The sequence below is a fragment of the Stenotrophomonas sp. genome (assembly GCF_036662295.1).
Taxonomy (GTDB): domain Bacteria; phylum Pseudomonadota; class Gammaproteobacteria; order Xanthomonadales; family Xanthomonadaceae; genus Stenotrophomonas.
Genome location: NZ_JAVWXA010000027.1, coordinates 1 through 23,540, shown reverse-complemented (window position 1 = coordinate 23,540; position 23,540 = coordinate 1). Strand labels below are relative to the sequence as shown.

Annotated in this window: 15 protein-coding genes; 5 read left to right on the top strand and 10 right to left on the bottom strand. The window is 69.2% G+C overall.

The features are described from left to right. Positions 1-47 precede the first annotated feature (47 nt). From RSA25_RS07605 to RSA25_RS07595, 3 genes are read right to left on the bottom strand one after another with little or no spacing between them, the layout of a single operon-like run. Positions 48-1,763: an alpha-amylase family glycosyl hydrolase gene (locus RSA25_RS07605; protein ID WP_332808293.1), complete on the bottom strand. Its 1,716-nt coding sequence runs from the start codon at positions 1,761-1,763 to the stop codon at positions 48-50. Next, positions 1,763-3,250, bottom strand: coding sequence for an MFS transporter (locus RSA25_RS07600; protein WP_332808292.1), 1,488 nt, complete (start codon positions 3,248-3,250; stop codon positions 1,763-1,765). The genes RSA25_RS07605 and RSA25_RS07600 overlap by 1 nt, the downstream gene beginning before the upstream one ends. Beyond that, positions 3,247-5,445 (bottom strand): Six-hairpin glycosidase-like protein, encoded by a 2,199-nt coding sequence (locus RSA25_RS07595; protein ID WP_332808291.1) that lies wholly within the window; start codon positions 5,443-5,445, stop codon positions 3,247-3,249. The genes RSA25_RS07600 and RSA25_RS07595 overlap by 4 nt, the downstream gene beginning before the upstream one ends. 283 nt (positions 5,446-5,728) lie before the next feature. On the opposite strand from RSA25_RS07595, the gene RSA25_RS07590 reads away from it, so the two are divergent. Together RSA25_RS07590 and RSA25_RS07585 are read left to right on the top strand one after the other, a co-directional pair. Then, complete coding sequence (locus RSA25_RS07590) at positions 5,729-7,777, top strand: glycoside hydrolase family 97 protein (protein ID WP_332808290.1); 2,049 nt, start codon at positions 5,729-5,731, stop codon at positions 7,775-7,777. Positions 7,778-8,106: 329 nt separating this feature from the next. Beyond that, positions 8,107-10,857 carry a TonB-dependent receptor gene (locus RSA25_RS07585; RefSeq protein ID WP_332808289.1) on the top strand — a complete coding sequence of 917 codons (2,751 nt, stop codon included), beginning with the start codon at positions 8,107-8,109 and terminating at the stop codon, positions 10,855-10,857. A gap of 193 nt (positions 10,858-11,050) precedes the next feature. Here the strand turns inward: RSA25_RS07585 and RSA25_RS07580 are convergent, their stop codons facing one another. Together RSA25_RS07580 and RSA25_RS07575 are read right to left on the bottom strand one after the other, a co-directional pair. Next, positions 11,051-11,659 (bottom strand): hypothetical protein, encoded by a 609-nt coding sequence (locus tag RSA25_RS07580; protein ID WP_332808288.1) that lies wholly within the window; start codon positions 11,657-11,659, stop codon positions 11,051-11,053. Positions 11,660-11,914: 255 nt separating this feature from the next. Then, positions 11,915-13,528 (bottom strand): alpha-glucosidase, encoded by a 1,614-nt coding sequence (locus tag RSA25_RS07575; protein WP_332808287.1) that lies wholly within the window; start codon positions 13,526-13,528, stop codon positions 11,915-11,917. Between the two features lie 216 nt (positions 13,529-13,744). Between RSA25_RS07575 and RSA25_RS07570 the strand changes: the two genes are divergently transcribed. After that, a complete protein-coding gene (locus RSA25_RS07570; RefSeq protein ID WP_332808286.1) occupies positions 13,745-14,743 on the top strand; it encodes a polyprenyl synthetase family protein in 999 nt (332 codons plus the stop codon). Between the two features lie 47 nt (positions 14,744-14,790). On the opposite strand, the gene RSA25_RS07565 is transcribed toward RSA25_RS07570, so the two are convergent. The 4 genes from RSA25_RS07565 to RSA25_RS07550 all read right to left on the bottom strand — a co-directional run bounded on the left by RSA25_RS07565 (position 14,791) and on the right by RSA25_RS07550 (position 21,084). Further along, positions 14,791-15,591 carry a dienelactone hydrolase family protein gene (locus tag RSA25_RS07565; RefSeq protein ID WP_332808285.1) on the bottom strand — a complete coding sequence of 267 codons (801 nt, stop codon included), beginning with the start codon at positions 15,589-15,591 and terminating at the stop codon, positions 14,791-14,793. 76 nt (positions 15,592-15,667) lie between these two features. After that, entirely contained in the window at positions 15,668-17,077 is a 1,410-nt protein-coding gene (gene murD, locus RSA25_RS07560) for a UDP-N-acetylmuramoyl-L-alanine--D-glutamate ligase (RefSeq protein ID WP_332808284.1), read from the bottom strand. Continuing rightward, positions 17,058-18,410: a UDP-N-acetyl-alpha-D-muramoyl-L-alanyl-L-glutamate epimerase gene (murL, locus tag RSA25_RS07555; RefSeq protein ID WP_332808283.1), complete on the bottom strand. Its 1,353-nt coding sequence runs from the start codon at positions 18,408-18,410 to the stop codon at positions 17,058-17,060. Before murL ends, murD begins: the two co-directional genes overlap by 20 nt. Before the next feature lie 70 nt (positions 18,411-18,480). Beyond that, positions 18,481-21,084 carry a bifunctional aspartate kinase/diaminopimelate decarboxylase gene (locus RSA25_RS07550; protein WP_332808282.1) on the bottom strand — a complete coding sequence of 868 codons (2,604 nt, stop codon included), beginning with the start codon at positions 21,082-21,084 and terminating at the stop codon, positions 18,481-18,483. Positions 21,085-21,262: 178 nt separating this feature from the next. On the opposite strand from RSA25_RS07550, the gene RSA25_RS07545 reads away from it, so the two are divergent. Continuing rightward, a complete protein-coding gene (locus tag RSA25_RS07545) occupies positions 21,263-22,138 on the top strand; it encodes a PhzF family phenazine biosynthesis protein (RefSeq protein WP_332808281.1) in 876 nt (291 codons plus the stop codon). Positions 22,139-22,189: 51 nt separating this feature from the next. On the opposite strand, the gene RSA25_RS07540 is transcribed toward RSA25_RS07545, so the two are convergent. Continuing rightward, complete coding sequence (locus RSA25_RS07540) at positions 22,190-22,624, bottom strand: OsmC family protein (protein WP_332808280.1); 435 nt, start codon at positions 22,622-22,624, stop codon at positions 22,190-22,192. A gap of 376 nt (positions 22,625-23,000) precedes the next feature. On the opposite strand from RSA25_RS07540, the gene RSA25_RS07535 reads away from it, so the two are divergent. Next, positions 23,001-23,399 (top strand): HU family DNA-binding protein, encoded by a 399-nt coding sequence (locus RSA25_RS07535; protein WP_228886225.1) that lies wholly within the window; start codon positions 23,001-23,003, stop codon positions 23,397-23,399. Positions 23,400-23,540 lie beyond the last annotated feature (141 nt).

The window sequence follows — 23,540 nt, the reverse complement described above, 5'->3', positions numbered from 1 at the left end:
CTGGCATTGTACCCGCCGCCCATCGGGCGTCGGCCACGCCGCGGCCGTCAGCGCGCCAGGCGCCGGTCCCGTGCCTGCTGGTCGGCCATCGCCCGGTCCAGCTCGGCCTGCAACGCCGGCTGGGCCACCGGGGCATCGAGCACGAACACCTTCACCCCGTGCGCGGGCACCGTGGCCTTCAGGCGGCCGCGCACCTGCTGGCTGCCGCCATCCAGCGCATCCCGCCACGTGCCGGCCTGCAGGTAGCGGCTCACCTCGACGGTGCGCGCGGTGTCGCCCTTGTTGAGCATCACCAGCGCGGTCTGGTGCACGCCGCCGTGTTGCAGCACGCGCAGGAACACCGCCTCCTCGCCCGCCAGGCGCTCATTGACCTGCAGGCCGCGCTGCAGTGCCGGTGTGGCCTGGCGCAGCTGGGCGATGCGCTGGAGCGGGGCGAAGATCGGGCTCTGCGGCGCGGCGTCGATGCGCTGCTGGCCGAAGTAGGCGCGGTTGCCGGCGTGCTCGGCGCGGCTGCGCATGAAGCCGGTTTCCGAGCCGTAGTAAAGCACCGGGATGCCGCGCGCGGTGAACAGCCAGTTGTGCGCATCGATGAAGCCACTGTCGGCGGCGTCCAGGCGCGCCATGTCGTGGTTGTCGTAGAAGCTCATCAGCGCATACGGGTTGGCGTAGGGGCCGCCCACCAGGTGCAGCGGTTCGGCCAGCGTCTCAAAGCCCTTCTGCTCCTTGCCGAAGACCGAAGACAGCGCGCCGCGCAGCGGGAAATCCAGCACGCTGACGTTGGCGTTGGCCGGCCAGGTGTGCTCGGCGATCTTGCCGGCGTCGTAGTCGAAGGCCTCGCCGAACATGAACATGCCCGGGTGCGCGGCACGGATGCGGCCGACGAATTCGTGCCACCACGGGTGCGGCAGCCAGCCGATGGTATCGATGCGCAGCGCATCCACGCCCTGCGCGGTCCATTGCAGGTAGGCGCCCACCAGGTAGTCCATCACCGCCGGGTTGTGCTGGTTGAAATCGCCCAGCTCGGCCAGGTTGCCGTCGAAGATCGAGCCGTCCTTGGCATCCACCGGCCCGATGGCGTTGTAGAACGCGTGCAGCGGGTTGTGCGCCGGGTCCAGCTGCGGCGGTGGCAGGTTCTGGTGGTCGGCGACCAGCGTGCCGGCCTTGTCGAAGATCTGCCCGAACTGCGGCTGCCGCTCGGGCATGGTCCACGCCGGCGAGCCATGGTTGCCGACGATGTCCAGCACCACCTTCAGCCGGGCCGCGTGCAACCCACGGGTGAGCCCGGCAAAGTCCAGGTCGGCGCTGGGCAGGTGCTCGTCGAGGGTGTAGAAGTTCACGCCCCAGTAGCCGTGGTAGCCGGTCTTGCCGCGATCGGTCAGCGTGCTGGTGCAGCTGATCGGCTTGCTGCCGGTGAAGGCCTGGTCGGGGTTGTCCACGATCGGGGTGATCCAGACCGCGCCGAAGCCGAGGTTGCGGATGTAGTCGGCGTTGTCGAGCACGCCCTTGAAGTCGCCGCCGAGGTAGCCGATGTTGCCGTCCACCTTGTCCGGGCACGGCACCGGGATGTCGAAGGTGGGGTGTGGGCCGCCCTGGTCGCGGTGGTCGTTGGCGGGATCGCCGTTGACGAAGCGGTCGGTGACCACGAAGTACACCGCCTCGCTGGCGAACGGCTCGGTGGTGCCGACATAGTCGGCCCCCGGGGCGGCACCGGCGTGGCCGGCGGACAGGGCAAGGCAGACCGCAACAGATACAGCACCACGCATCACACTACCTCCGGGCGGGACGGAACCCGCAGTACGCACAGGCCGGCCAGCAGCAGGCTGCAGCCGCCGAGCACCAGCACATGGATCGGCTGGCCACCCAGCCACGCGCGCAGGGCAAAGCCGAGCGCGCTGGCCGCCACCAGCTGCGGGATCACGATGAAGAAATTGAAGATGCCCATGTAGACGCCCATCTTGGCCGCCGGCACGCTGTCAGACAGCAGCGCGTAGGGCAGCGACAGGATGGAGGCCCATGCAAAGCCGACCCCGACCATGGACAGCAGCAGCCAGCGCGGGTCATCGATGAACAGCATCGAGATCAGCCCGGCCCCGCCCAGCCACAGGTTGACCAGGTGGCTCCAGCGCAGGCCGATCGCACGCACCATCGGCGGGATCAGCAACGCGGCCAGCGCGGCAAAGCCGTTGTAGGCCCCGAACAGCACGCCCACCCAGTTGGCGCCTTCGTTGTAGGCCGCCGATTCGGGATCGGTGGAGCCGAAGTGCACGCCGGCCACCGCGCGGGTGGTGAAGATCCACATCGCAAACAGGGCAAACCACGAGAAGAACTGCACCCAGGCCAGTCGGCGCATGGTGAGCGGCATGGCGCGCAGGTCGCCGGCGATGCTGGCCAGCATGTGCGTGCCCGGCAACAGCCGCGCCAGCGCCAGCAGCACCCCGTAGCCGGCGCACAGCCCGGCCAGCACGTACAACATCTTGTCGCCCTGCTGCCAGGCGATCAGGCCGGCCAGCACGATGCCGATGGCGGCCCACAGCACCGCCTGGCCGATGGGCGCCGGCCCGCGCGCGGCGACGTGGCCATGGTGCGCCGCAGGCTCGGCATCGTCGAAACCGGCCAGCTCGGTGGGGGAATACTCGCGCGTGCTGACCACCGTCCAGGTGATCGCCGCCAGCAGCACCGCCGCGCCGAAGTAGAACGCGTAGCGCACCGTGTCGGGCACCTGGCCGGGCGCGGCGGTGTTGGCCACGCCGGCCTGGGTGAGCAGGTAAGGCAGGAAGCTGGCCACGATGGCGCCCACGCCGATGAAGAAGCTCTGCATCGCATAGCCGGTGGGGCGCTGCGGCGGGGCCAGCTGGTCGCCGACGAAGGCACGGAACGGCTCCATCGAGACGTTGATGGAGGCATCCAGCACCCACAGCGTGCCGGCGGCGATCCACAGCGTGGGCGAGTTGGGCATCACCAGCAGGGCCAGCGTGGTCAGCACCGCGCCGATCATGAAGAACGGGCGGCGCCGACCGAAGCGGGTCCAGGTGCGGTCGGACAGGTAGCCCACGATCGGCTGCACCAGCAGGCCGGTCAGCGGAGCGGCGATCCACAGCCCGGGCACCGCGTCCTGCGAGGCACCCAGGGTTTCGAAGATGCGGCTGGCATTGGCGTTCTGCAGCGCGAAGCCGAACTGGATACCCAGGAACCCGAAACACATGTTCCAGATCTGCCAGAACGACAGGGTGGGTTTGGCGGGTCGGCTCATCGGGCGGCCTCCACCGGGCGGGCGACCGGGGCGACCAGCAGCGCGCTGACCGTGGCCTGGTTGAGTACGCCCTCGCGCCCGCCCTTGCCGCCGTTGTAGGTGGCAAAGTGCGCCAATGCGCTCATGTTGAAGCCTTCGCCCAGGCGCACCGTGCAACGCCCCTTGGGCAGGGTGAACGCGGCGGCGGTGGAGGCCTGGCGGCCCACGCTGTGCGGCATCACCACGGTGGCCTGCTGTTCGGGCTGGCCGGCGCATTGCACCAACAGCGTCTTGACCGCGGCGGTCACCCCGGTGTTGATCGGGCCATTGGGGTTGTCGTACTGCAGGCGCAGCCGCACGCGCATCGGCGCGGCGGCGGTGTAGGTCCAGCGGCTCGCGCCGGTCAGGCGCTGCTGCGGGCCCACGCAGGTGGTGGGGCTGTGCAGCGATTCCAGCGCGCCGTCGCGACGGGTGAGGCTCAGGCAGTGCTGGTGGCCGTCATCGGCCACGTCGAGCGTGCCGGTGGTGGCGGCCTCGCGGCCATCCAGCCACGCCACCTGCCCGGCCGGCACCGCGACCGCCCAGCCCTTGCCGCGCCGCGTGGCCCGGGGCGCGGCCGGCGTGGCCGGGGCGAAGGCGGCGGCGATGGCCGCGGTGGGCGGCGGCAGCGGTGCGGCCGGCGACGGCTGCGCCACCAGCTGCACGGTGGTGGTGTTGCCCTTGCGGGTCACCTTGCCTGCCACCAGCAACGTACCGGCCAGCGTGCGCGGGCGGGTAAGCACGTAGCGGCGCTGGCCATCGTGGAGCGCGATGCTGCGGCGCGTGCCGAACAACGCGGGCACCAGCGCGGTGGGCAGCTTGGGGGCCACGCTGCCGTCGGCTTCCACCCCGAACACCCCTTCCAGCACCATCGACAGGTAGCCGGCCACCGACCAGAGCTGGCGCGGCGAATTGACCACCGGGCCGCTCAGCGCGCCTTCGTCCACGTGCACGGCCAGCGTGCGCATTTCGTAGTTTTCCATGTTCGAGCCGGCCAGCGCGCTGCCGCGCATCAGCGATTCGATTTCCGCCTGGATGCGCGCGGCGTCGTCCACCCGGCGCGCCGCACGCAGCGCGTAGGCACTGACGAAGGGCCATACCGCGCGGTTGTGGTAGATCGGCTGCTGCGCTTCCTGCGGCCACACCACCGGGCTGCCGCCGGCCACGGTGGGGTAGCTGGCCAGCGCGCGGCGCGCGCGGTCGGCGGGAAACACCTCGGCAAGCACGCCCAGCGAGATCGCCAGCAGGTCGTATTTGGCATACGGCACCGGGTGCGCGGCCTCGCCGATGTAGCTCATGTACATGCCGGCCGATTCGCGCCAGAAGCGCGCGTCGATCTGCCCGGCCAGCGCGCCGGCCCAGCCGGCGTAGACATTGGCACGGGCATCGCCGCGCTCGCGGGCCAACCGCTCGGCCAGGCGCAGCGCCTGGTAGTGCAGCACGTTGGTGGACAGCGCGAAGGATTCGCCGATGAAACGCACGTCCTGGCGGGTCCAGTCCGGGTAGGTCTGCTCGCGCCAGTCCAGGAAAGAAGTCTCGCCGCGGTACAGGCCGATGGCCGGATCGAACACCATCGCCCGGTCCTGGGCCAGCGTGCCCTGCAGCGCCTGCCACACCTGGTCGGCGAAGGCCGGGTCGTCCAGCAGCGATTGGGCGGCCAGAAACCACACCACGCGGTCGCTGCTGATCGGCCAGCTGCCGCCCGAGCCGGTGTCCTGGGCCACGAACAGGCCGGGCGTGTGCCCGTCGCGCGCGGCGGAGAGTTTGAACTGCAGCGACTGGCGGGTGCGCAACGGGTCCAGCCGCGCCAGCGCCAGGTCGGCGGCGAAGCTGACATCGCGGGTCCACACGTACGGCCAGCGCTCGCCGGTCTGGAAACACGCGCACGCCACCGGGTTGCCGTGGTTGAAGGCCGGGTCGCGGATCGCATCGACGCGGTCGGCGGCCATGTCCTGCTGGGCCAGCGCGAACAAGGCATCGAACATCACGCTGTCGGTATGGCTGCGCATCGGCTGCGCCGCGATGGTCACCTCGCCGCTGGGCGTGTGCAGGGCGAAGCCGTCATCGGCGGCGGCGACGGCACGCGCGGTGCGGCCGTCGAAGGTGAGGTCGGCCGCGGCGGCGGTGGACCCCAGCGCCGCCCCGAGGGCAGCGGTCAGGCAGATCAGTTTCAGCATCGAAGCGGCGGACCGGCTTGCGCCCGTCGACCTCCCTCCCTCGTTGCACGCGTTGTAGTGACGCAGCGCGGTCCCGGCCAGCAGTCGGAACCTGCCAGTGTTTCCACCGGCGCGGCGCTGCGCGCGCGGCCCCCTCCCAGGGTGCCTGGCCCCATGGTAGACGGCGGGCCCGGGCGCGCGCCCTTTTGCATACGTATTCATGGCGATGCGTCCGGACGACGAGGCTCGCGTGGCTATAGTCGAGCGCATCGAAGGGGCTGCCCTGGGAGGGGAAATGCCGACAATGAGACGGGAACCGCGCCGGCTGTGCGGCGCGCGTGCGTGGCTGCTGTGCCTGGCGCTGCTGGGCGGCGCCGCGCAGGCGGCACCGGAAACCGTGGCCAGCGTCGAATCGCCGGGCAAGGTGTTGAAGGTATCGCTGCAGCTCGATGGCGGCAGCCCCAGCTACCGCGTGGAGCGGCTCGGGCAGACGGTGGTGGCCGACTCGCGGCTCGGCTTCCAGCTGCGCGATGGCCGCCTGGATCGCGACCTGGCAGTGCTGGCGCAAACCCGCCGCAGCGTGGATACGCGGTGGGAGCAACCCTGGGGCGAACGCCGCTGGGTGGCCGACCACTACAACGAAGTAACGGTGCAACTGGCCGAGCGCAGTGGCGCCAGGCGGCGGCTGGACCTGGTGTTCCGCGTGTACGACGACGGGCTGGGCTTCCGCTACCGCTTCCCCGAGCAGGCCGGCCAGCAGGACGTCATCATCGACGAGGAGCTGACCGAGTTCGCCATCGCGCCCGCGTCCACCGCCTGGTGGATTCCCGCTGGCGAGCCGATCCACTACGAATACCTCTACCAGCGCACCCCGCTGGAGCAGGTGCCGCTGGCCCATACCCCCCTCACCCTGCGCAGCCACGACGGCCTGCACGTGGCCATCCATGAGGCAGCCCTGGTGGACTACGCCGGCATGTGGCTGCGCCGCACCGACGGCCAGCGCCTGCGCGCGCAGCTCTCCCCCTCGGCGGAGGGCTGGAAGGTGCGGCGCAGCCGGCCGTTCGACACGCCCTGGCGCACGCTGCAGATCAGTGATCGCGCCGGCGGGCTGGTCGAATCGGACCTGATCCTCAACCTCAACGACCCCAACGTGCTGGGCGACGTAAGCTGGGTCAAGCCGTCCAAGTACCTCGGCGTGTGGTGGTCCATGCACCTGGACCAGGAAAGCTGGGCCACCGGCCCGCGGCATGCGGCCACCACGGCAAAGACCCGCAAGGTGATCGATTTCGCCGCCGCCCATGGCTTCCGTGGCGTGCTGGTGGAGGGCTGGAACCCTGGCTGGGACGGCAACTGGGTGGGCAACGGCTACGATTTCGATTTCACCCGGCCCACCGCCGATTTCGACATCGCCGCCCTGGCCGCCTACGGCGCCGGCAAGGGCGTGCACCTCATCGGCCACCATGAAACCGGCTGCGCCATCGAGCACTACGAAGACCAGCTCGACGCGGCGCTGGACCTGTATGCGCGGCTGGGCGTGGATTCCTTCAAGAGCGGTTACGTCTGCGATGACGGCCAGGTGGACCGGCGCAACCCGGCCGGCGGCCCGCTGTGGCGTGAGTGGCACGACGGGCAGTTCATGGCGCGCCACCACCTCAAGGTGGTGCAGGCAGCGGCCAAACGGCATATCGCGGTCAACCCGCATGAGCCGATCAAGGACACCGGGCTGCGCCGCACCTACCCCAACTGGATCTCGCGCGAAGGCGCGCGCGGCATGGAGTACAACGCCTGGGGCCAGCCGCCCAACCCGCCCGAGCACGAGGTCAACCTGGTGTTCACCCGCATGCTGGCCGGGCCGATGGACTACACCCCCGGCATCCTCAGCCTGAAGGGTCGCAACGGCCAGGCCATCCCCAGCACGCTGGCCCGCCAGCTGGCGCTGTACGTCACCCTGTACAGCCCGATCCAGATGGCCGCCGACCTGCCCGAGCACTACCTGCAGCACCGCCAGGCCTTCCGGTTCATCGAAGACGTGGCGGTGGACTGGGACGACTCGCGCGTGCTCAACGGCGAGGTGGGCGACTACGTGACCCTCGTGCGCAAGGACCGCCACAGCCGCGACTGGTTCCTGGGCAGCATCACCGACGAGCACGGCCGCGTGCTGCCGGTGCAACTGGGCTTCCTGGAGGCGGGCGTGCGCTACCGCGCCGAGATCTACCGCGATGGCGACGGCGCCGACTTCCGCACCCAGCCCTTCGCCTTCGTGCGGGAAACGCGCGAGGTCACCAGCGCCGACGCACTGGTGCTGACCCTGGCCCCGGGCGGCGGCCAGGCGATCCGTTTCACCCCGCTGTAGCGGCAGAACCGGTAGTGCCGGCCGCTGGCCGGCTCCTCGCATCACCCCGCACCCGGTAGTGCCGGCCGCTGGCCGGCTCCTCGCATTCCACCGCAGAAGCACCGCCGGCCAACGGCCGGCACTACCGATCGCGGTACGTGGCGACGCGTGCCATGACGCCCCTGTAATCGATTCCAACGCGGCAAATCCCATTGAATACGTATGCAGGATGATTCCCGCGGCCGATGCGCTGCCTACCATAGCCACGCAGTCAACGGCCACCGCGCCATGACGCTCCCGGGTTTCCGGGCAACCAAAAATCGATTGGCAACATTGCCTGGGAGGGGAAAATGTTGAACCGCAAGCGCAGCGCGCTGAGTCTCGCGCTGGCCGTCGCCCTGACGCCGTTGATGGCGTCGGCGCAGACCGCCGAACCGAACACCGCCACCGGCACCGCCGCCACCAACCTGGACACCGTGCAGGTCACCGGCATCCGCCGTGGCATCGAGAACGCCATCGCGATCAAGCAGGACGCCACCTCGGTGGTGGAAGCGATCTCGGCCGAAGACATCGGCAAGCTGCCGGATGTGAGCATCGGTGAATCGCTCTCGCGCCTGCCCGGCCTGGCCGCCCAGCGCGTGGCCGGCCGCGCCCAGGTGATCAGCGTGCGCGGCCTGTCCCCGGACTTCGCCACCACCCTGCTCAACGGCCGCGAAGTGGTCAGCACCGGCGACAATCGCAGCGTGGAGTTCGACCAGTACCCGTCCGAGCTGGTCAATGGCGTGGTGGTCTACAAGACCCCCGATGCGGCACTGGTCGGCCAGGGCCTGTCGGGCACCATCGACATGCAGACCGCGCGCCCGCTGAGCTTTGCCGAGCGCGTGATCGCCATCAGCGGCCGCTACCAGAAGAGCTCGCTGGGCAAGGCCGCCAACGTCGACCCGTACGGCAACCGCTTCAGCGCCAGCTACATCGACCAGTTCATGGACAACACGCTGGGCATTGCGATCGGCTATGCGCACAGCGACATGCCCATCCAGGAAAACCAGGTGGGCCTGTACGAGCCGTGGACCACCGAGCAGACCGACCAGGGCAATCGCCCGGGCCTGGCGCCGGGCACGGCCTTCTCCGATGGCATCAAGGCGCTGCGCCGCACCGGCAACAACAAGCGCGATGGTGTCATGGCCACGGTGCAGTTCCGCCCCTCCAACGTGTGGACCAGCACGCTGGATGCCTTCCACACCGAGGCCGAGCAGATCGACACGGCCAACCAGTTCGAGCTCAACCTCAGCAACTACAACGGCGGTTACACGCCGGGCCTGCTGATCACCAACCCGCAGGTCAACGCCGATGGCACCTTCACCGGCGGCGTGGCGACCGGCGTGTACCCGCTCGTGCGCGGCATGTACAACAAGCGCAAGGACAAGATCGACGCGTTCGGCTGGAACAACGAGTTCAACTTCGACGGCGTCAAGGTCGTGGCCGACGTCAACTACTCCAAGGCCACCCGCGATGAGCTGAACCTGGAGAACAACCTGCAGTTGACGCCGATGCCGCAGCTGGATTCGGTCGCGGTGACGGTCAACCCGAACGGCTTCTCGCAGATCCGCCCGGGGCTGAACTATGCCAATCCCGATGCGCTGTTCCTGACCAACACCATCTATGGCTCAGGCTACGGCAAGGTGCCGCAGGTGGAAGACCGCCTGAAGGGCGCGCGCCTGCAGGCCACCTTCGCCCTGCCCGAGGCGATGAAGTGGTTCGCCGACGTGGACGTGGGCGTGAACTACGCCGACCGCCGCAAGGACAAGACCCAGGCCGAAGGCAATATCCTGCTGGGCGACCAGGGCGATGCCAACATCGCCAGCGACCTGCAGTACCGCCCGGTCAACCTTGGCTTTGCCGGGCTCGGCAGCATCCCGTCCTGGAACGTGCCCGGTGCCGTGGACCGCTACATGGTGTTCAACCCGGTCACCAACCTGGACTACCTGATTCCCAAGGCATGGACGGTGCAGGAAAAGACCAGCACGGCCTGGGTGCGCGCCAACATCAATACCGACATCGGCGAGGTGGGCGTGCGCGGCAACATCGGCGTGCAGATGGTGCGCACCGACCAGAGCTCGCAGTCCAACTACTTCGACCGCTCGCGCCCGGCCGGGCAGGAAGTGCTGCCGATCGATGCCGGCAAGACCTACACCGACTGGCTGCCCAGCTTGAACCTGGTCTTCATGTTCCCGCACCAGCAGACGCTGCGCTTCGCCGCGGCCAAGCAGGTGGCGCGCCCGCGCGTGGACCAGATGCGCGCCGGCCTGGAGTTCGGCGTGGATACGGCCACCGGCAAGCCCGGCGGCAGCGGCGGCAACCCGCTGCTGGACCCGTGGCGCGCCAATGCACTGGACCTGTCGTATGAGAAGTACTTCGGCGAGAAGGCCTACGTGGCCGCGGCGATCTTCTACAAGGACCTCAAGTCCTACGTGTACACCCAGTCGGTGGACGACTACGACTTCAGCGACCTGCTGGCCAGCTACGTGATCCCGCCGGGCATGACCGCCCCGCTGCAGACCACGGGTACGTTCTCGGCACCGCAGAACGGCACCGGCGGCACGCTGAAGGGCCTGGAGCTGACCGCGTCCTTCCCGCTGGACATGTTCACCGAGAGCCTGCGCGGGTTCGGCGTGCAGGCCAGCGCGACGTTCAACGACAGCGACATCAAGATCCTGGACCCGGAGAGCGCCTCCAGCGTGGGCAGCGATCCGATCAGCCTGCCGGGCCTGTCCAAGCGGGTGTACAACTTCACTGCGTATTACGAACGCAGCGGGTTCGAGGCACGCGTGAGCCAGCGCCGTCGTTCGGACTTCATCGGCGAGATCGGCAACTTCAACGGCAACCGCACGCTGCGCTACGTGGTGGGTGAGAACGTCACCGACGCGCAGATCAGCTACACCTTCGCCGACAGCAGCAGCCTGCACGGGCTGACCCTGCTGCTGCAGGGGAGCAACCTGACCAACGAGCCGTACCGCACCTACGCCGGCACCAAGGACCGCCCGCTGGAATACATCGAGTGGGGCCGCACCTACATGCTGGGCGTGAACTACAAGTTCTGATCCGGACACGGTGCCCGACCCTGAAAACCCGCTGCGCAGGCAGCGGGTTTTTTTGTTCTTCACCCAAGGGTGCGCCGACCGTTGGTCGGCTGTGGCCGCGTGCGTATCGCGCGATCAGAGCACAACCAGGATGTAGCCAGAAACGCCGTTTACATACGCGACGATCTGCGAGGCGGTCTTGACGACGTATCTCCTACCCGGCCCCCGCCGACCGCCTTACCATCTGATCGGACCAGATCGACGCGGCGACCTGGCGCAACGCCATCTGTGCCGCTGCATCTGGCCCGGTCACCGTCCGCTTCTTCCCGGTCGGCAGATCCTGTACGGGCTGGGTCGCTTGAGCACCCGACCAGCGCGCCGGACCAAAGCGTTTCGCCCATATCGCCAAGGCAACATGGCAGCGCCCGCCCGCGCTGGAAAAGCACACGACCTGCGCGCGGTTGCCGTCGAAGTACGCCGCATGCAGACTGCCGTCGGGAAGCAGCACGACCGCTGCCGCCTGCGTGTCATAGGCATTGCGCCGCCAGCCATCCAGCAGCAGCCCACCGCCTCGCAATGGCGCAGGTTCGGCAACCTCGTCGAAGCGGCTTCGAAACTCACCGTAGTGGTTACCCAAGAGGGCGTTGAGCGACGCGACGACCTGCGTGTCCTGCAGCGCTTCCTCGAATACCGGGTGATCCGTCACCGCGTGGGTTGGATCGCCCGCGTGCGCACTGGTGCACGCACCGGATGCCATTACCAGCAAGCAGGCAATGACAAAATATCGGCAGCCATGCCTGGGGTTGGAACGGGTCTCTCTCAACGCCATTCTCCGGCGGAATCATCGAGCCGCCAGTTTCTGCTGCGTACGCAGGGGTTGCTATTCCATTACTTGCATTCTTCGGGCGCCTGCGCGAACGCGTGCCCGATTTCATCGGCCACTCAAAGAAGGTCCTTCGCCCATCTGCGGGGTAAGGCTTCGCTGAAGCACGCGCGTGCTTCACCCGCACATGGGCGAACACCCAAAAAAAGGGCGAAGCCACCGGCTCCGCCCTCTCAATACCACCGGAAAAACAATTCAGCTGCGGCGTGCGCAATACATCGACTGCGCAGGCAGCACCAGCGCCTCACCGTCCGCCTGGCCCACGTCCGGGCCCGGCACGTGCAGCGGCTGCCAGGTGCCTGCGGGCAGCGCCACGCGCGCGGTGTCGGCCGCCAGGTTGAACGCCAGCAGCAGCGTCTCGCCCGCGTGCCGCCGCTCGAACATCAACACCGGTTCGGCGGTCTCCAGGAACACGATGTCGCCCACCAGCAGCGTCGGCATCGTCCGCCGCCACGCCAGGAACTGCCGGAAGGCGTTCAACACCGAGTGCGGATCGTGTTCCTGCACCGCCACCGCCGCCGCCCGATGCTCGGCCGGAATCGGCAGCCACGGCTCGCCCGTGGTGAACCCCGCCAACGGCGCATCCCGCCACGGCATCGGCGTGCGGCAGCCGTCGCGACCCTTGAAGTTCGGCCAGAAGGTGATCCCGTACGGGTCCTGCAGCGCCTCGAACGGCACGTCCGCCTCGCCCAGCCCCAGCTCTTCGCCCTGGTACAGGCAGATCGAGCCGCGCAGCGAACACAGCAGCGCCACCAGCAGCCGCGCCAGCCGCGGCTGCGCCGGATGCCCGCCCCAGCGCGTCACCGCCCGCTCCACGTCGTGGTTGGAGATCGCCCAGCACGGCCAGCCTTCGGTCATGGTCGCTTCCAGCCGCGCGACCGTGTCGCGGAGGTAGCCGGCGCTGAAATCCTTCACCAGCAGCTCGAAGCTGTAGCCCATGTGCAGGCGGCCCGGCGCGGTGTACTCGGCCGTGGTCGCCAGCGAATCTTCGGCCGAGATCTCGCCCAGGCTCACCGTGCCCGGGTACTCGTCCAGCAGCCCCCGCAGGCGCTCGATGAAGCCGATGTTCTCCGGCTGGGTGTTGTTGTAATAGTGGTACTGGTAGGCGTACGGATTGTCCGCACTGAAGCCCCGCCCCACCCGCTTCTCCAGCGGCTTGGCCGGGTTGTCGCGCAGCTGCGCGTCGTGGAAGCAGAAATTGATCGAATCCAGGCGGAACCCGTCCACGCCCCGGTCCAGCCAGAAGCGCACGTAGTCCAGCGTCGCCTGCTGCACGGCCGGGTTGTGGAAATCCAGGTCGGGCTGGTCGGCCAGGAAGTTGTGCAGGAAGTACTGCTCCCGGCGCGGCTCCCACTGCCAGGCTACGCCACCGAAGATCGACAGCCAGTTGTTGGGCGGCGTGCCGTCCTCGCGCGGGTCGGCCCACACGTACCAGTCCGCCTTCGGATTGGTCCGGTCCTGGCGGCTCTCGGCAAACCAGGCATGCGCGATCGAGGTGTGGCTGAACACCTGGTCGATCATCACCTTCAGGCCCAGCGCATGCGCCCTGGCCAGCAGCCGGTCGAAATCGGCCAGGGTGCCGAACAGCGGGTCCACGTCGCGGTGGTCGGCGATGTCGTAGCCGAAATCGGCCATCGGCGAGGTGAAGAACGGTGAAATCCAGATCGCATCCACGCCCAGCGCGGCCACGTAGTCCAGGCGCTCGATGATGCCCGGCAGGTCGCCCACCCCATCGCCGTTGGCATCCAGGAAACTGCGCGGGTAGATCTGATAGATGACGGCACCGCGCCACCATGGAGTCTGCGACATGTCAGGGCCCCCTCCGGGCTTCCACGGCACCCGCATCGGGGGCGCCAGAACGTACCCGACAAGCTTATCCGTGCACCCTCGGCGATGGCGCTGGATGCATACGTATTCACGCCGCGACGACCCCGTGCCCGCCCCCGTCCGGCGGCCGGCGGGCCGTCGCGGGCGCAAAGCCACCGCACCGCCTATAATTCGGTTCAAGCCTGAAAGTCAGACCGCATGACCATCACCGAAGACACCCGCCCCGCGCTGGGCCTGCCCCAGATCCAGACGCTCGCCGCGCCGGACATGGCCGCCGTGGATGCGCTGATCCGCCGCCGACTGTCCTCCGATGTCGTGCTGATCAACCAGATCGCCGACCACATCATCTCCGCCGGCGGCAAGCGCCTGCGCCCGATGCTGGTCATGCTGGCCGGCCACGCCGTGGGCCAGGCCGGGCCGGAGCACCATCAGCTGGCGGCGATCATCGAGTTCATCCATACCTCCACCCTGCTGCATGACGACGTGGTGGACGAATCCAGCCTGCGGCGCGGCCGCAGCACCGCCAATGCGCTGTGGGGCAACGCCCCGAGCGTGCTGGTCGGCGATTTCCTGTACTCGCGCAGCTTCCAGCTGATGGTCGAGCTGGACCGCATGCCGGTCATGCAGATCCTGGCCGACACCACCAACCGCATCGCCGAAGGCGAAGTGCTGCAGCTGCTGCACGTGCACAACCCCGATACCGACGAAGCCGCCTACCTGCGGGTGATCGAGCGCAAGACCGCGGTGCTGTTTGCCGCCGGCACCCGCCTGGGGGCGCTGGCCAGCGGCGTGGACGCGGCCACCCAGCAGGCGCTGTACGACTACGGCATGGCGCTGGGCTATGCCTTCCAGATCGCCGACGATGTGCTGGATTACTCGGCCAATGCCGAGGAACTGGGCAAGAACCTGGGCGATGACCTGGCCGAGGGCAAGGCCACCCTGCCGCTGATCCATGCCATGGCCCACACCGATGCCGCCACCCGGCAGCGCCTGCGCGAGATCGTGCAGAACGGCGATGCCGAGGCGATGCCGGAGGTACTGGCGGCCATCCACGCCACCGGCGGACTGGACTACAGCCGTGCCCGCGCCGTGGAATATGCCGAGGCCGCCGAGCGTGCGCTCGACGGCCTGGCCGACAACGATGCCGTCGCCGCCCTGCGCGGCCTGGCCCGTTACGCGGTACAGCGCTCGCACTGAGGCCAACGCACCGCGCCCTGCGCGGTGCGGCCGGGCAGCGTTCCGCGCTACCGGTGCGAGGTCTCGAAGCGTTCCTCGAAGAATTCATCCAGCGCCTTCCAGGCGCGTTTGGCGGCGCGCTCGTTGTACAGGCACCCCGGCGGGCTGTTGGCGTCCGCCTCGGCGAAGCAATGCACCGCGCCGCTGTAGTTGGTGAACTCCCAGTCCACCTTGGCCGCGTTCATCTCCTGCTCGAAGCCGGCGATGTCATCCTTGCTCACGCCCTTGTCGTCGGCGCCGTTGAGCACCAGCACCGACGGATGGCGGCCCCCGGCCTTGGCCGGCAACGGCGACCCCAGCCCGCCATGCAGGCTGACCACGCCGGCCAGCGGCGCCCCGGCCCGCGCCATCTCCAGCACGGTGGTGCCGCCGAAGCAGAAGCCGACCGCGCCGATCCGGCTGGCATCCAGCGGCGCCTTGCCGGCCTGGGCCTTGAGCACGTCGATGGCCTTCAGCGCGCGGGCGCGCAGCACCGCGCGGTCGTTGCGCAGCTTCGTGGCCACCGGCCCTGCCTCGGCATCGGTCTTCGGGCGCACGCCCTTGCCGTACACGTCGGCCACCAGCACCACGTAATCGTCGCCCGCCAACTGCCTGGCCTTGGCGATCGCCGAATCGTTCACGCCCTTCCAGTTCGGCACCATCACCAGCCCGGGGCGTTTGTCGCTGTCGCCGTCGTCATAGACCAGCACGCCACTGAAAGTGGTCCCGTCCAGTTGCCATTCCACCGGCTGGGTCTTCATTGCCGCCATCGCCGGCAGCGCCACCATCCCCAACAAGACCGCCGCTCCCCACCGCCATTGCCTGACCATGCGCCTGCTCCTCCGGACAAGAACCCGCAGTGTAGAGCGCCCGGGCGAACAGCCCGTGTAGAGCGGGGCGGCGGCGCTAGGCGATGCCGATGCCCGGGATCGCGGTGATGGCATCGGGATCGAAGCCGGCCAGCTCGGCGAAGTGCCTGCCGCGGGCCACGTAATCACGGTAGACCCCGTAACTGGGTGCGCCCGGCGACATCAGCACCACGCCGCCCGCCGTGCCCAGCGCGGCACGCGCCTGCTGCATCGCCTCGGGCAGGTCGGCGGCGGCGTGCAGGCCGAAGCGGCCCGCGTCGGCCAGCGGCTGCAGCAGCGCGTGGATGCGCGGGCCGTTGGCGCCCATGGTAATGATCGCCACCGGCGGCGCGTCGTGGGCCATGTGCTGCACGAAATCGTGCCAGTCCAGGCCACGGTCGTGGCCGCCCACCAGCAGCGCGATGCGCTGGCCGGCAAAGCAGTCCAGCGCGGCCAGGCTGGCATGCGGGGTGGTGCTGATCGAATCGTTGACGTAGCGCAGCCCATCGCGCGCGCCCACCGTCTGCAGGCGATTGGGCAGCGGACGGAAGTCCTGCACCGCCGGGGCCAGGGCCACCGCATCCAGCCCCAGCGCCTCCAGCGCGGCCAGCACCGCACACAGGTTGCCGCGGTTGTGGCGGCCCGGCAGCGGCGTGTGCGCGGTATCGAACACCGCCTGCTCGCCCCGGTGCACCCACTCCCCGCGCATGTGCCAGCCCTGCGGCTGGTTGAACCACACCACCTGGCTGTGCGGCAGCGACAGCGCGGCCAGGTGAGGGTCGGCGGCGTTGAGCACGGCGATGCGCGGCTGCGCCCCGGTCACCAGGCGCAGCTTGTCCTGGATGTAGCGGTCCTCGCTGCCGTGCCAGTCCAGGTGTTCGGGAAACAGGTTCAGCACGATAGCCACGTGCGGGTGCGCGCCGCTGCGCGCCACTTCGCCGGTCTGGTAGCTGGACAGCTCCACCGCCCAGTAGTCCGGCGCCGGCGTGGGCGCCAGCACCTCCAGCAGCGGCAGGCCGATGTTGCCGACCAGCGCGGTGCGCGCGCCCGAGGCACGCAGCAGGTGCGCCAGCAGCGAGGTGGTGGTGCTCTTGCCCTTGGTGCCGGTCACGCACACCGTATCGCGCACGGTGCCATCGGCGCCCGCATGCTCGGCAAACCACAGCGAGGTGCCCCCGATGAATTGGGTGCCTGCACCTGCGGCGTGCAGCGCGGCCTCGCCATACGGGCTGATGCCCGGCGACTTGATCACCACCTCGAAGGCAGCCAGTGCCGGACCGGTCACGTCCGAGCGCACCTCAAGGCCCGCCCCGGCGTCCGCGCGTGCGGCCTCCACCTCGGCTGCCGGGCAGAACAGGGTCAGCGGCAGCGACGGCAGCCGTTGCTGCAGCACGCGCCAGGCCGCGCGTCCTTCGCGCCCCCAGCCCCACAACGCGACGCGCTTGCCCTCAAGCTGCGAAATTCGCACGCAGGCGCTCCCAGATCGACGCCGGGATGCGGTGTTCGCCATCGAGCACCAGCAACGGGGCGATGCCCAGCTCGGCGGCGTCCAGCTGCGGCTGGATCTGCGCCACGAAGCGCTTCACCAACGCGTCTTCGGCCCACTCCGGGCGCGCGGCCAGGGTGGCCATCGCCGCGCGCGATTCGCGGCCTTCGCCCACGCACTCGAACGGCTTGTGGTCCTGGAACTCCAGCAGCGCATCGAAGCCGGCGGCCTGTTCGGCATCGTCCAGCAGGTTGCGGCCGAAGATCGCCACCAGGCGCGTCTTGGGCATGAACGGGGCCAGCGCCAGGAACACGAAGTGGCACTTGGGGCAGACCCCGCACCAGCGGTTCACCGGGCGCTCGCCCAGGATGTGGAAATTGCGGTTGCAGCTGGAGAAATGCGCATCGTAGTAATCGCTCCTGGCGAACTGCCGCGCCACCGCCAGCTCCGACAGCGGGCGCAGCAGCGAGTAGTAATGCAGGTCGGCGGCGATGTGTTGCTCCAGGTGTTCGCCGAAGGCCTGCTCGAACGCCCAGCCCTTGGACCACTGGTGGTTGACCTCGCCGGTGCCGGGAATCTGGCTGCCGTAGCTGGCCGAGCGCTCGTTGGAGAACACCACCTGGTCCACGCCCTGCAGCAGCGCGGCCAGCACCATGATGGCCGAGTTCACCGCGGTCACCGGGATGTGGCCGTTCCACGCGCCCTGCCGGTTCAACTCGAACAGCGCCGGCGCCAGCGCGCGGCCGATGTTGAGCGTGGGCAGGCCGGTGCGCTCGGCGCAGGCGCGGATCAGCTGCGAGCCGCCGATCCACGTCACCGTCTCGTCGATGCCCAACCCGCGCAAGGCCTCGATGCTGACCAGCGAATCCTTGCCGCCGCCGATGGCCACCAGCGCATGCTGGCGCAGGCCCACCGCCGGGGCCGCGAACGCCTCGGCATCAGCCGGCAGGCGGAACCGGCCGCGCAGGTTCAAGCCGTTGCGGTAGGCGAACTCGCCCAGGCCATTGAGGTAGATGTCCTCCACCAGCGCCGCGGTGGCCGCATCGATGCGGTACCCGTCGATGCGGACCTGCGCAGGCACGCCGGCCTTGTAATAGCTCACCCCGGCGATCAGGTGCAGCAGGCGCAGTGCGCGCTGCACCGCCTCGGCCCGGGCGCCGTCCAGCACGAAGGGCGCGCCGGGGATGGTCACCGTCTCGATCAGCTCGGGGCCGTCGTCGAACGCGTAGACCAGCTGCGCCACGCCGGTGTCGGCCGCGAAATCGCAGCGCACGAAGCGGAAAACGGCAACCTGGTGTTTATCGAAAGCAGTCATGGTGTATCCGGTTCAGAGGGCGGCCGTGCGGGTGCACGGCGCGTCTTCAGGGGAGGGCGGCAGGCGGCGGTCAGGGCGCGTCATCGATGACGTCCTGGCGCGGCAGCTCGCGCTGGTTGTAGGTGTTGGCCATGACATAGCCATAGGCGCCGGCATCGGCGATCAGCATCACATCGTCCGGCGCGGTCGAGACCGGCAGCTTGCGGCGCTTGCCGAACACATCGCTGGACTCGCAGATCGGGCCGACCACGTCGAAGGCGGCCTCGGCATACCCGCCCAGCCGGCTCAGGTTCTCGATGTCGTGCCAGGCGTCGTACAGCGCCGGGCGCATCAGCGTGTTCATGCCGGCATCCAGCCCGACCCGGCGCACGCCGTCCTTTTCGATCACCTGGGTGGCCGTGGCCAGCAGCACGCCGGACTCGGCCACCAGGTAACGGCCCGGCTCGATCGCCAGGCGGAAGGCCGGGTGCACGGCCTTGACCTCGGCCAGCCCGATCGCCCAGGCATCCAGGTCGAACGGCTCGTCCTCAGCGCTGTACGGAATGGGCAGGCCGCCGCCGATGTCGATGGTTTCCACGCTGCCGATGCGGCGCGCGAACCCGGCCAGCTCATCGCACATCAGGCGCCAGTGCTGCGCGGTTTCCACGCCGCTGCCCAGGTGGGCGTGCAGGCCCACCACGCGCGTGCCCAGCTCGGTGGCCAGGCGCATGAACTCGTCCACGCGCGCGATCGGCAGGCCGAACTTGGAGTCCTTGCCGCCGGTACGCACCTTGGCGTGGTGGCCTTCGCCACGACCCAGGTCCACGCGCAGCCACAGTTCGCGGTTGCGGAACAGGTCCGGCCAGCGCTGCAGCGCTTCCACGCTGTCCACGGTGACGGTCACGCCGAGCGCGAACGCGGCCTCGTATTCGCCACGCGGGGCGAAGCTGGGGGTGAACAGCACGCGCCGCGGCGACAGCGCCGGCAGCGTGTTGAACACATGCTTGAGCTCGCCATGGGACACGCACTCCAGGCCGAAGCCTTCCTGCTCCAGCACTTCCAGGATGGCCGGGTGCGAGTTGGCCTTGATCGCGTAGTAACGCTGGTCGATGGCCTTGATCGCGGCCAGCGCACGGGCGCGCGCGCGCACCGTGGGCAGGTTGTACACATAGCGCGGCGTGCCGGCCTGGGCCAGCTGCAGCAGGTGCTCGCGTTGGCCACGCCACCACGCGGTTTCGCGCGGGCGCACGGTGCCGGCGATCTCGCGCCAGCGCGGCCCGAACACCTCGCCCTCCTCCACCGGCATCGCGCCGCTGTCGATCAGCTCGGCGTGCAGGATCGGCAGCAGGCCGTCGGCGTCGGCTTCGTCGATGACGAAGGTCAGGTTGAGGTCGTTGGAAGACTGGGAAATCATGTGCACGCGCTCGCGCCCGAACGTGGCCCACACATCCGACAGCTTGTGCAGCAGCGAGCGCATGCCGCGCCCGACCAGGGTGATCGCCGCGCACGGCACGATCACCTTGACCTTGCAGATCTGCGACAGGTCGGCCGACAGCGCGGCCAGCACATCGGTGTTGACCAGGTTTTCGGACGGGTCCAGCGACACGGTGACGTTGGTTTCGGCCGAACCGATCAGGTCCACCGACAGCCCATGCTTCTTGAACAACCCGAACACATCGGCCAGGAAGCCCACCTGCTGCCACATGCCGATGCCTTCCATGGACACCAGCACGATGCCGTTGCGGCGGCTGATCGCCTTCACCCCAGGCACCGGCTCGGCGTTGCCGTCGATGCTGGTGCCCGGCAGTTCGGGGCGCTCGGTGTCCAGGATGGCCATCGGCACGCCGGCATCGCGGCACGGCTTGATCGACCGCGGGTGCAGCACCTTCGCGCCGGTGGTGGCGATTTCCTGCGCTTCGTAATAATCCAGGCGGGTCAGCAGGCGCGCGTCGGGCACGTCACGCGGATTGGCGCTGAACATGCCCGGCACGTCGGTCCAGATTTCCACGCGGCTGGCACCCAGCAGTGCGCCGAAGTATGCCGCCGAGGTGTCCGAACCGCCGCGGCCGAGGATGGCGGTGCCGCCATCGGCATGCCGCGAGATGAAGCCCTGGGTGATCAGCATGCGCGTGGGCTGGGCGCGGAAACGCGCGGCCCAGTCGGCATCGGCACGCCACTGGCAGTTCACCGACAGGCGCTGGGACCAGTCGCTCTGGTTGGGCTGCGGCGGCAGCGCGTCCAGCCACTGGCGCGCATCCATCCAGCCGAAATCCAGGCCGCTGGCGCGCAGGTAGGCCGCGCCCACCGTGGAGGACAGCAGCTCGCCCTGGCCCAGCACGTCGGCCTGCCAGTCCAGCGGCCGGGTCGCCGCGCGCGGATCGTCCAGCAGCCCGGCCAGGGCGGCCAGGCGCGCGTCCAGCGCGCCGGCCTCGAGCGCCAGCTCCACCAGGAACTCGCGGTGGCGGGCCACCAGCGCGTCCACGCGGGCGCGGCTGTCGGCGGCGCCATCGGCGATCGCGGTCAGTTCGTTGGTCACCCCGGACAGCGCCGACACCACCACCAGCACGCGCGCACCGGTCTCTTCCGCACGTTTTTTCGCCAGCTTCCCGATCGTGTCCCAGCGGTGACGACGCGACACGGAGGTGCCGCCGAACTTCAGTACGATCCAGCGATCGACAAGGGGGGAAGCTGACATGGAGGTAAAGAGGGTTTCGTAGTGAGGGGGGATTCGCCCGGCGCACCGGCCGAACTCCCGATTCTATGCCAACCCCGGCCCGGGCAGGGCCAGTGCCGGCCGTCGCCGTCCCCGCCTGGCGGCCCGCCAGCCGGGTGGGGTTGATAAGCTGCCCGACCGTTTCGCAGACCCTGCCGCCATGACTTCCCGCCGTTTCCTGCAGTTGGACGTGTTTTCCCCCCGCCCCGGCGCCGGCAACCCGCTCGCCGTGGTGCTCGATGCCGAGGGCCTGGACGAGGCTGCCATGCAGGCCATCGCACGCTGGACCCGGCTGCCGGAAACCACCTTCGTGTTCGCCGCCGACGCCCCCGGCAGCAGCTACCGCCTGCGCATGTTCAGCCCGCAGAAGGAAGTGCCCTTCGCCGGCCACCCCAGCGTGGGCACCGCCCATGCCGTGCTGGAGGCCGGGCTGGCCGCGCCGGTGGACGGCGTGCTGGTGCAGGACGGCATCGCCGGGGCGTTGCCGCTGCGCGTGGCCGGTGACGGCGTGGCGCGCAGCATCGCCATCCGCACCCCGCGCGCCAGCGTGGCCGAGGTGACCACGGCCACCGACCCGCGCCTGCAGGCCGCCCTGGCCGGCTGGCCGCTGGGCGCGCTACCGCCTGCGCGGATGGCCGGCGGACGCAGCTGGTGGGTGGTGGCCCTGGCCGATGAGGCCGCGCTGCGCGCGCTGCGCCCGGACTGGGACGCGATCGCCGCGCTGGCCGAGGCCACCGACAGCATGGGCGTCTTCGCCTACGCCTACAGCCAGGGCCAGCCCTGGGACATGGCCGTGCGCGCGTTCGTCGGCAATGGCCGTCGTTTCGAGGATGCCGCCTCCGGTGCGGCCAACGCGGTGCTGGCGGCGTGGCTGGACAGCCGCGACGCCCTGCCCGGGGCAGGCCGCGATTACGTGGTCAGCCAGGGCCGCGAGGTGGGCCACGATGCGCGCCTGCACCTGCATATCGATGCCGACGGCGATGTCTGGTCCGGTGGCCAGGTGCAGACGGTGATCCGCGGCACCCTGGACTGGTAAACAGCAGGGGCGGCCCTGAGCCGCCCCTGCCGGGTTGCCGCAACGTTGGGATCAGCTGGCCAGCTCGGCTTCCAGGCTGATCGGCACCGCGCTCAAGGCCTTGGACACCGGGCAATTCTGCTTGGCGTCATCGGCGATCGCGCGGAACTGCGCCGCGTCGATGCGGGGCACCACCGCCTTCACCTTGAGGGTGATCTGGGACAGCTGCGGGCCGCCTTCCATCGACAGGTCCACCTTGGCCTCGGTATCCAGCGAGGTGGGCACGAAGCCGGCCTCGGTCAGCTTGGCCGACAGCGCCATGGTGAAGCACCCGGCGTGGGCGGCGGCGATCAGCTCTTCGGGGTTGGTGCCCTTCTCATCGCCGAAGCGGCTGCTGAAGGCATAGCGGGTGTTGTCCATCAAGCCGCTCTGCGGCGTGCTCAATTGTCCCTTGCCTGTCTTGAGGTCGCCTTCCCAGTGCGCGGTGGCATGACGCGAAATACCCATCGGTTGATCTCCTGCGGATGAATGGCAGGGCCAGCATGGACCGGGGCGCGTTAGCGCGGCGTCGGGCCGCCGTCGCGACCGCGACAGGGCGGCGCCCGGACCGGGCCGGACCGGCGTGCCGCGGCGGGAAATACCGCTGTTTTCAAGCCGTTTGCGTGGGGGCGGGGCCAGGCCACGGGGCCGGCTGGCGGTGACCGGCCGACACCGCCGCCCCTGTTTTTTGGCGATATGCTGATGCACTGCGGTAACCAGCAAGCGGGAAATCGCGAATATTTATGCGATTGCCTATTGGCGCGGCCGCATTGTTGCCCTACATTTCGCTTGCCGACGGGGTTCGGCGCGACCACACAACCAACCGTTCACGGAACAGGAAACCATGGCAAAGACCGCTAAGAAGGCTGCCCCGAAGAAGGCAGTAAAGAAAGTCGCTACCAAGGCAGCCGCCAAGCCGGCCGCTCCCAAGCCGATCAAGGACGTACTGAGCAAGTCTGGTCTGGTTGCACACATCGTTGAAGCGTCCGGCGTTGTCGCCAAGGACGTGCGCGCCGTGCTCGCCTCGCTGGAAGGCGCCGTCGCCGCTTCGGTGCACAAGAAGGGCGCAGGCAGCTTCACCCTGCCGGGCCTGCTGAAGATCACCACCGTCAGCGTGCCGGCCAAGCCGAAGCGCAAGGGCATCAACCCGTTCACCAAGGAAGAGCAGTGGTTCGCCGCCAAGCCGGCCTCCACCAAGCTGAAGGTGCGTCCGCTCAAGAAGCTCAAGGACGCTGCGCTGTAATCAGCGCGTTTCCTGCAGCACCCAAACGGGACGGCCATGGCCGTCCCGTTTTTTTTGGTTCGTCGCCCATCTGCGGGTAAGGCTTCGCTGAAGCACGCGCGTGCATGCCTTGTCGCTTGGGGCGGGTACGGGCGGGGGTGC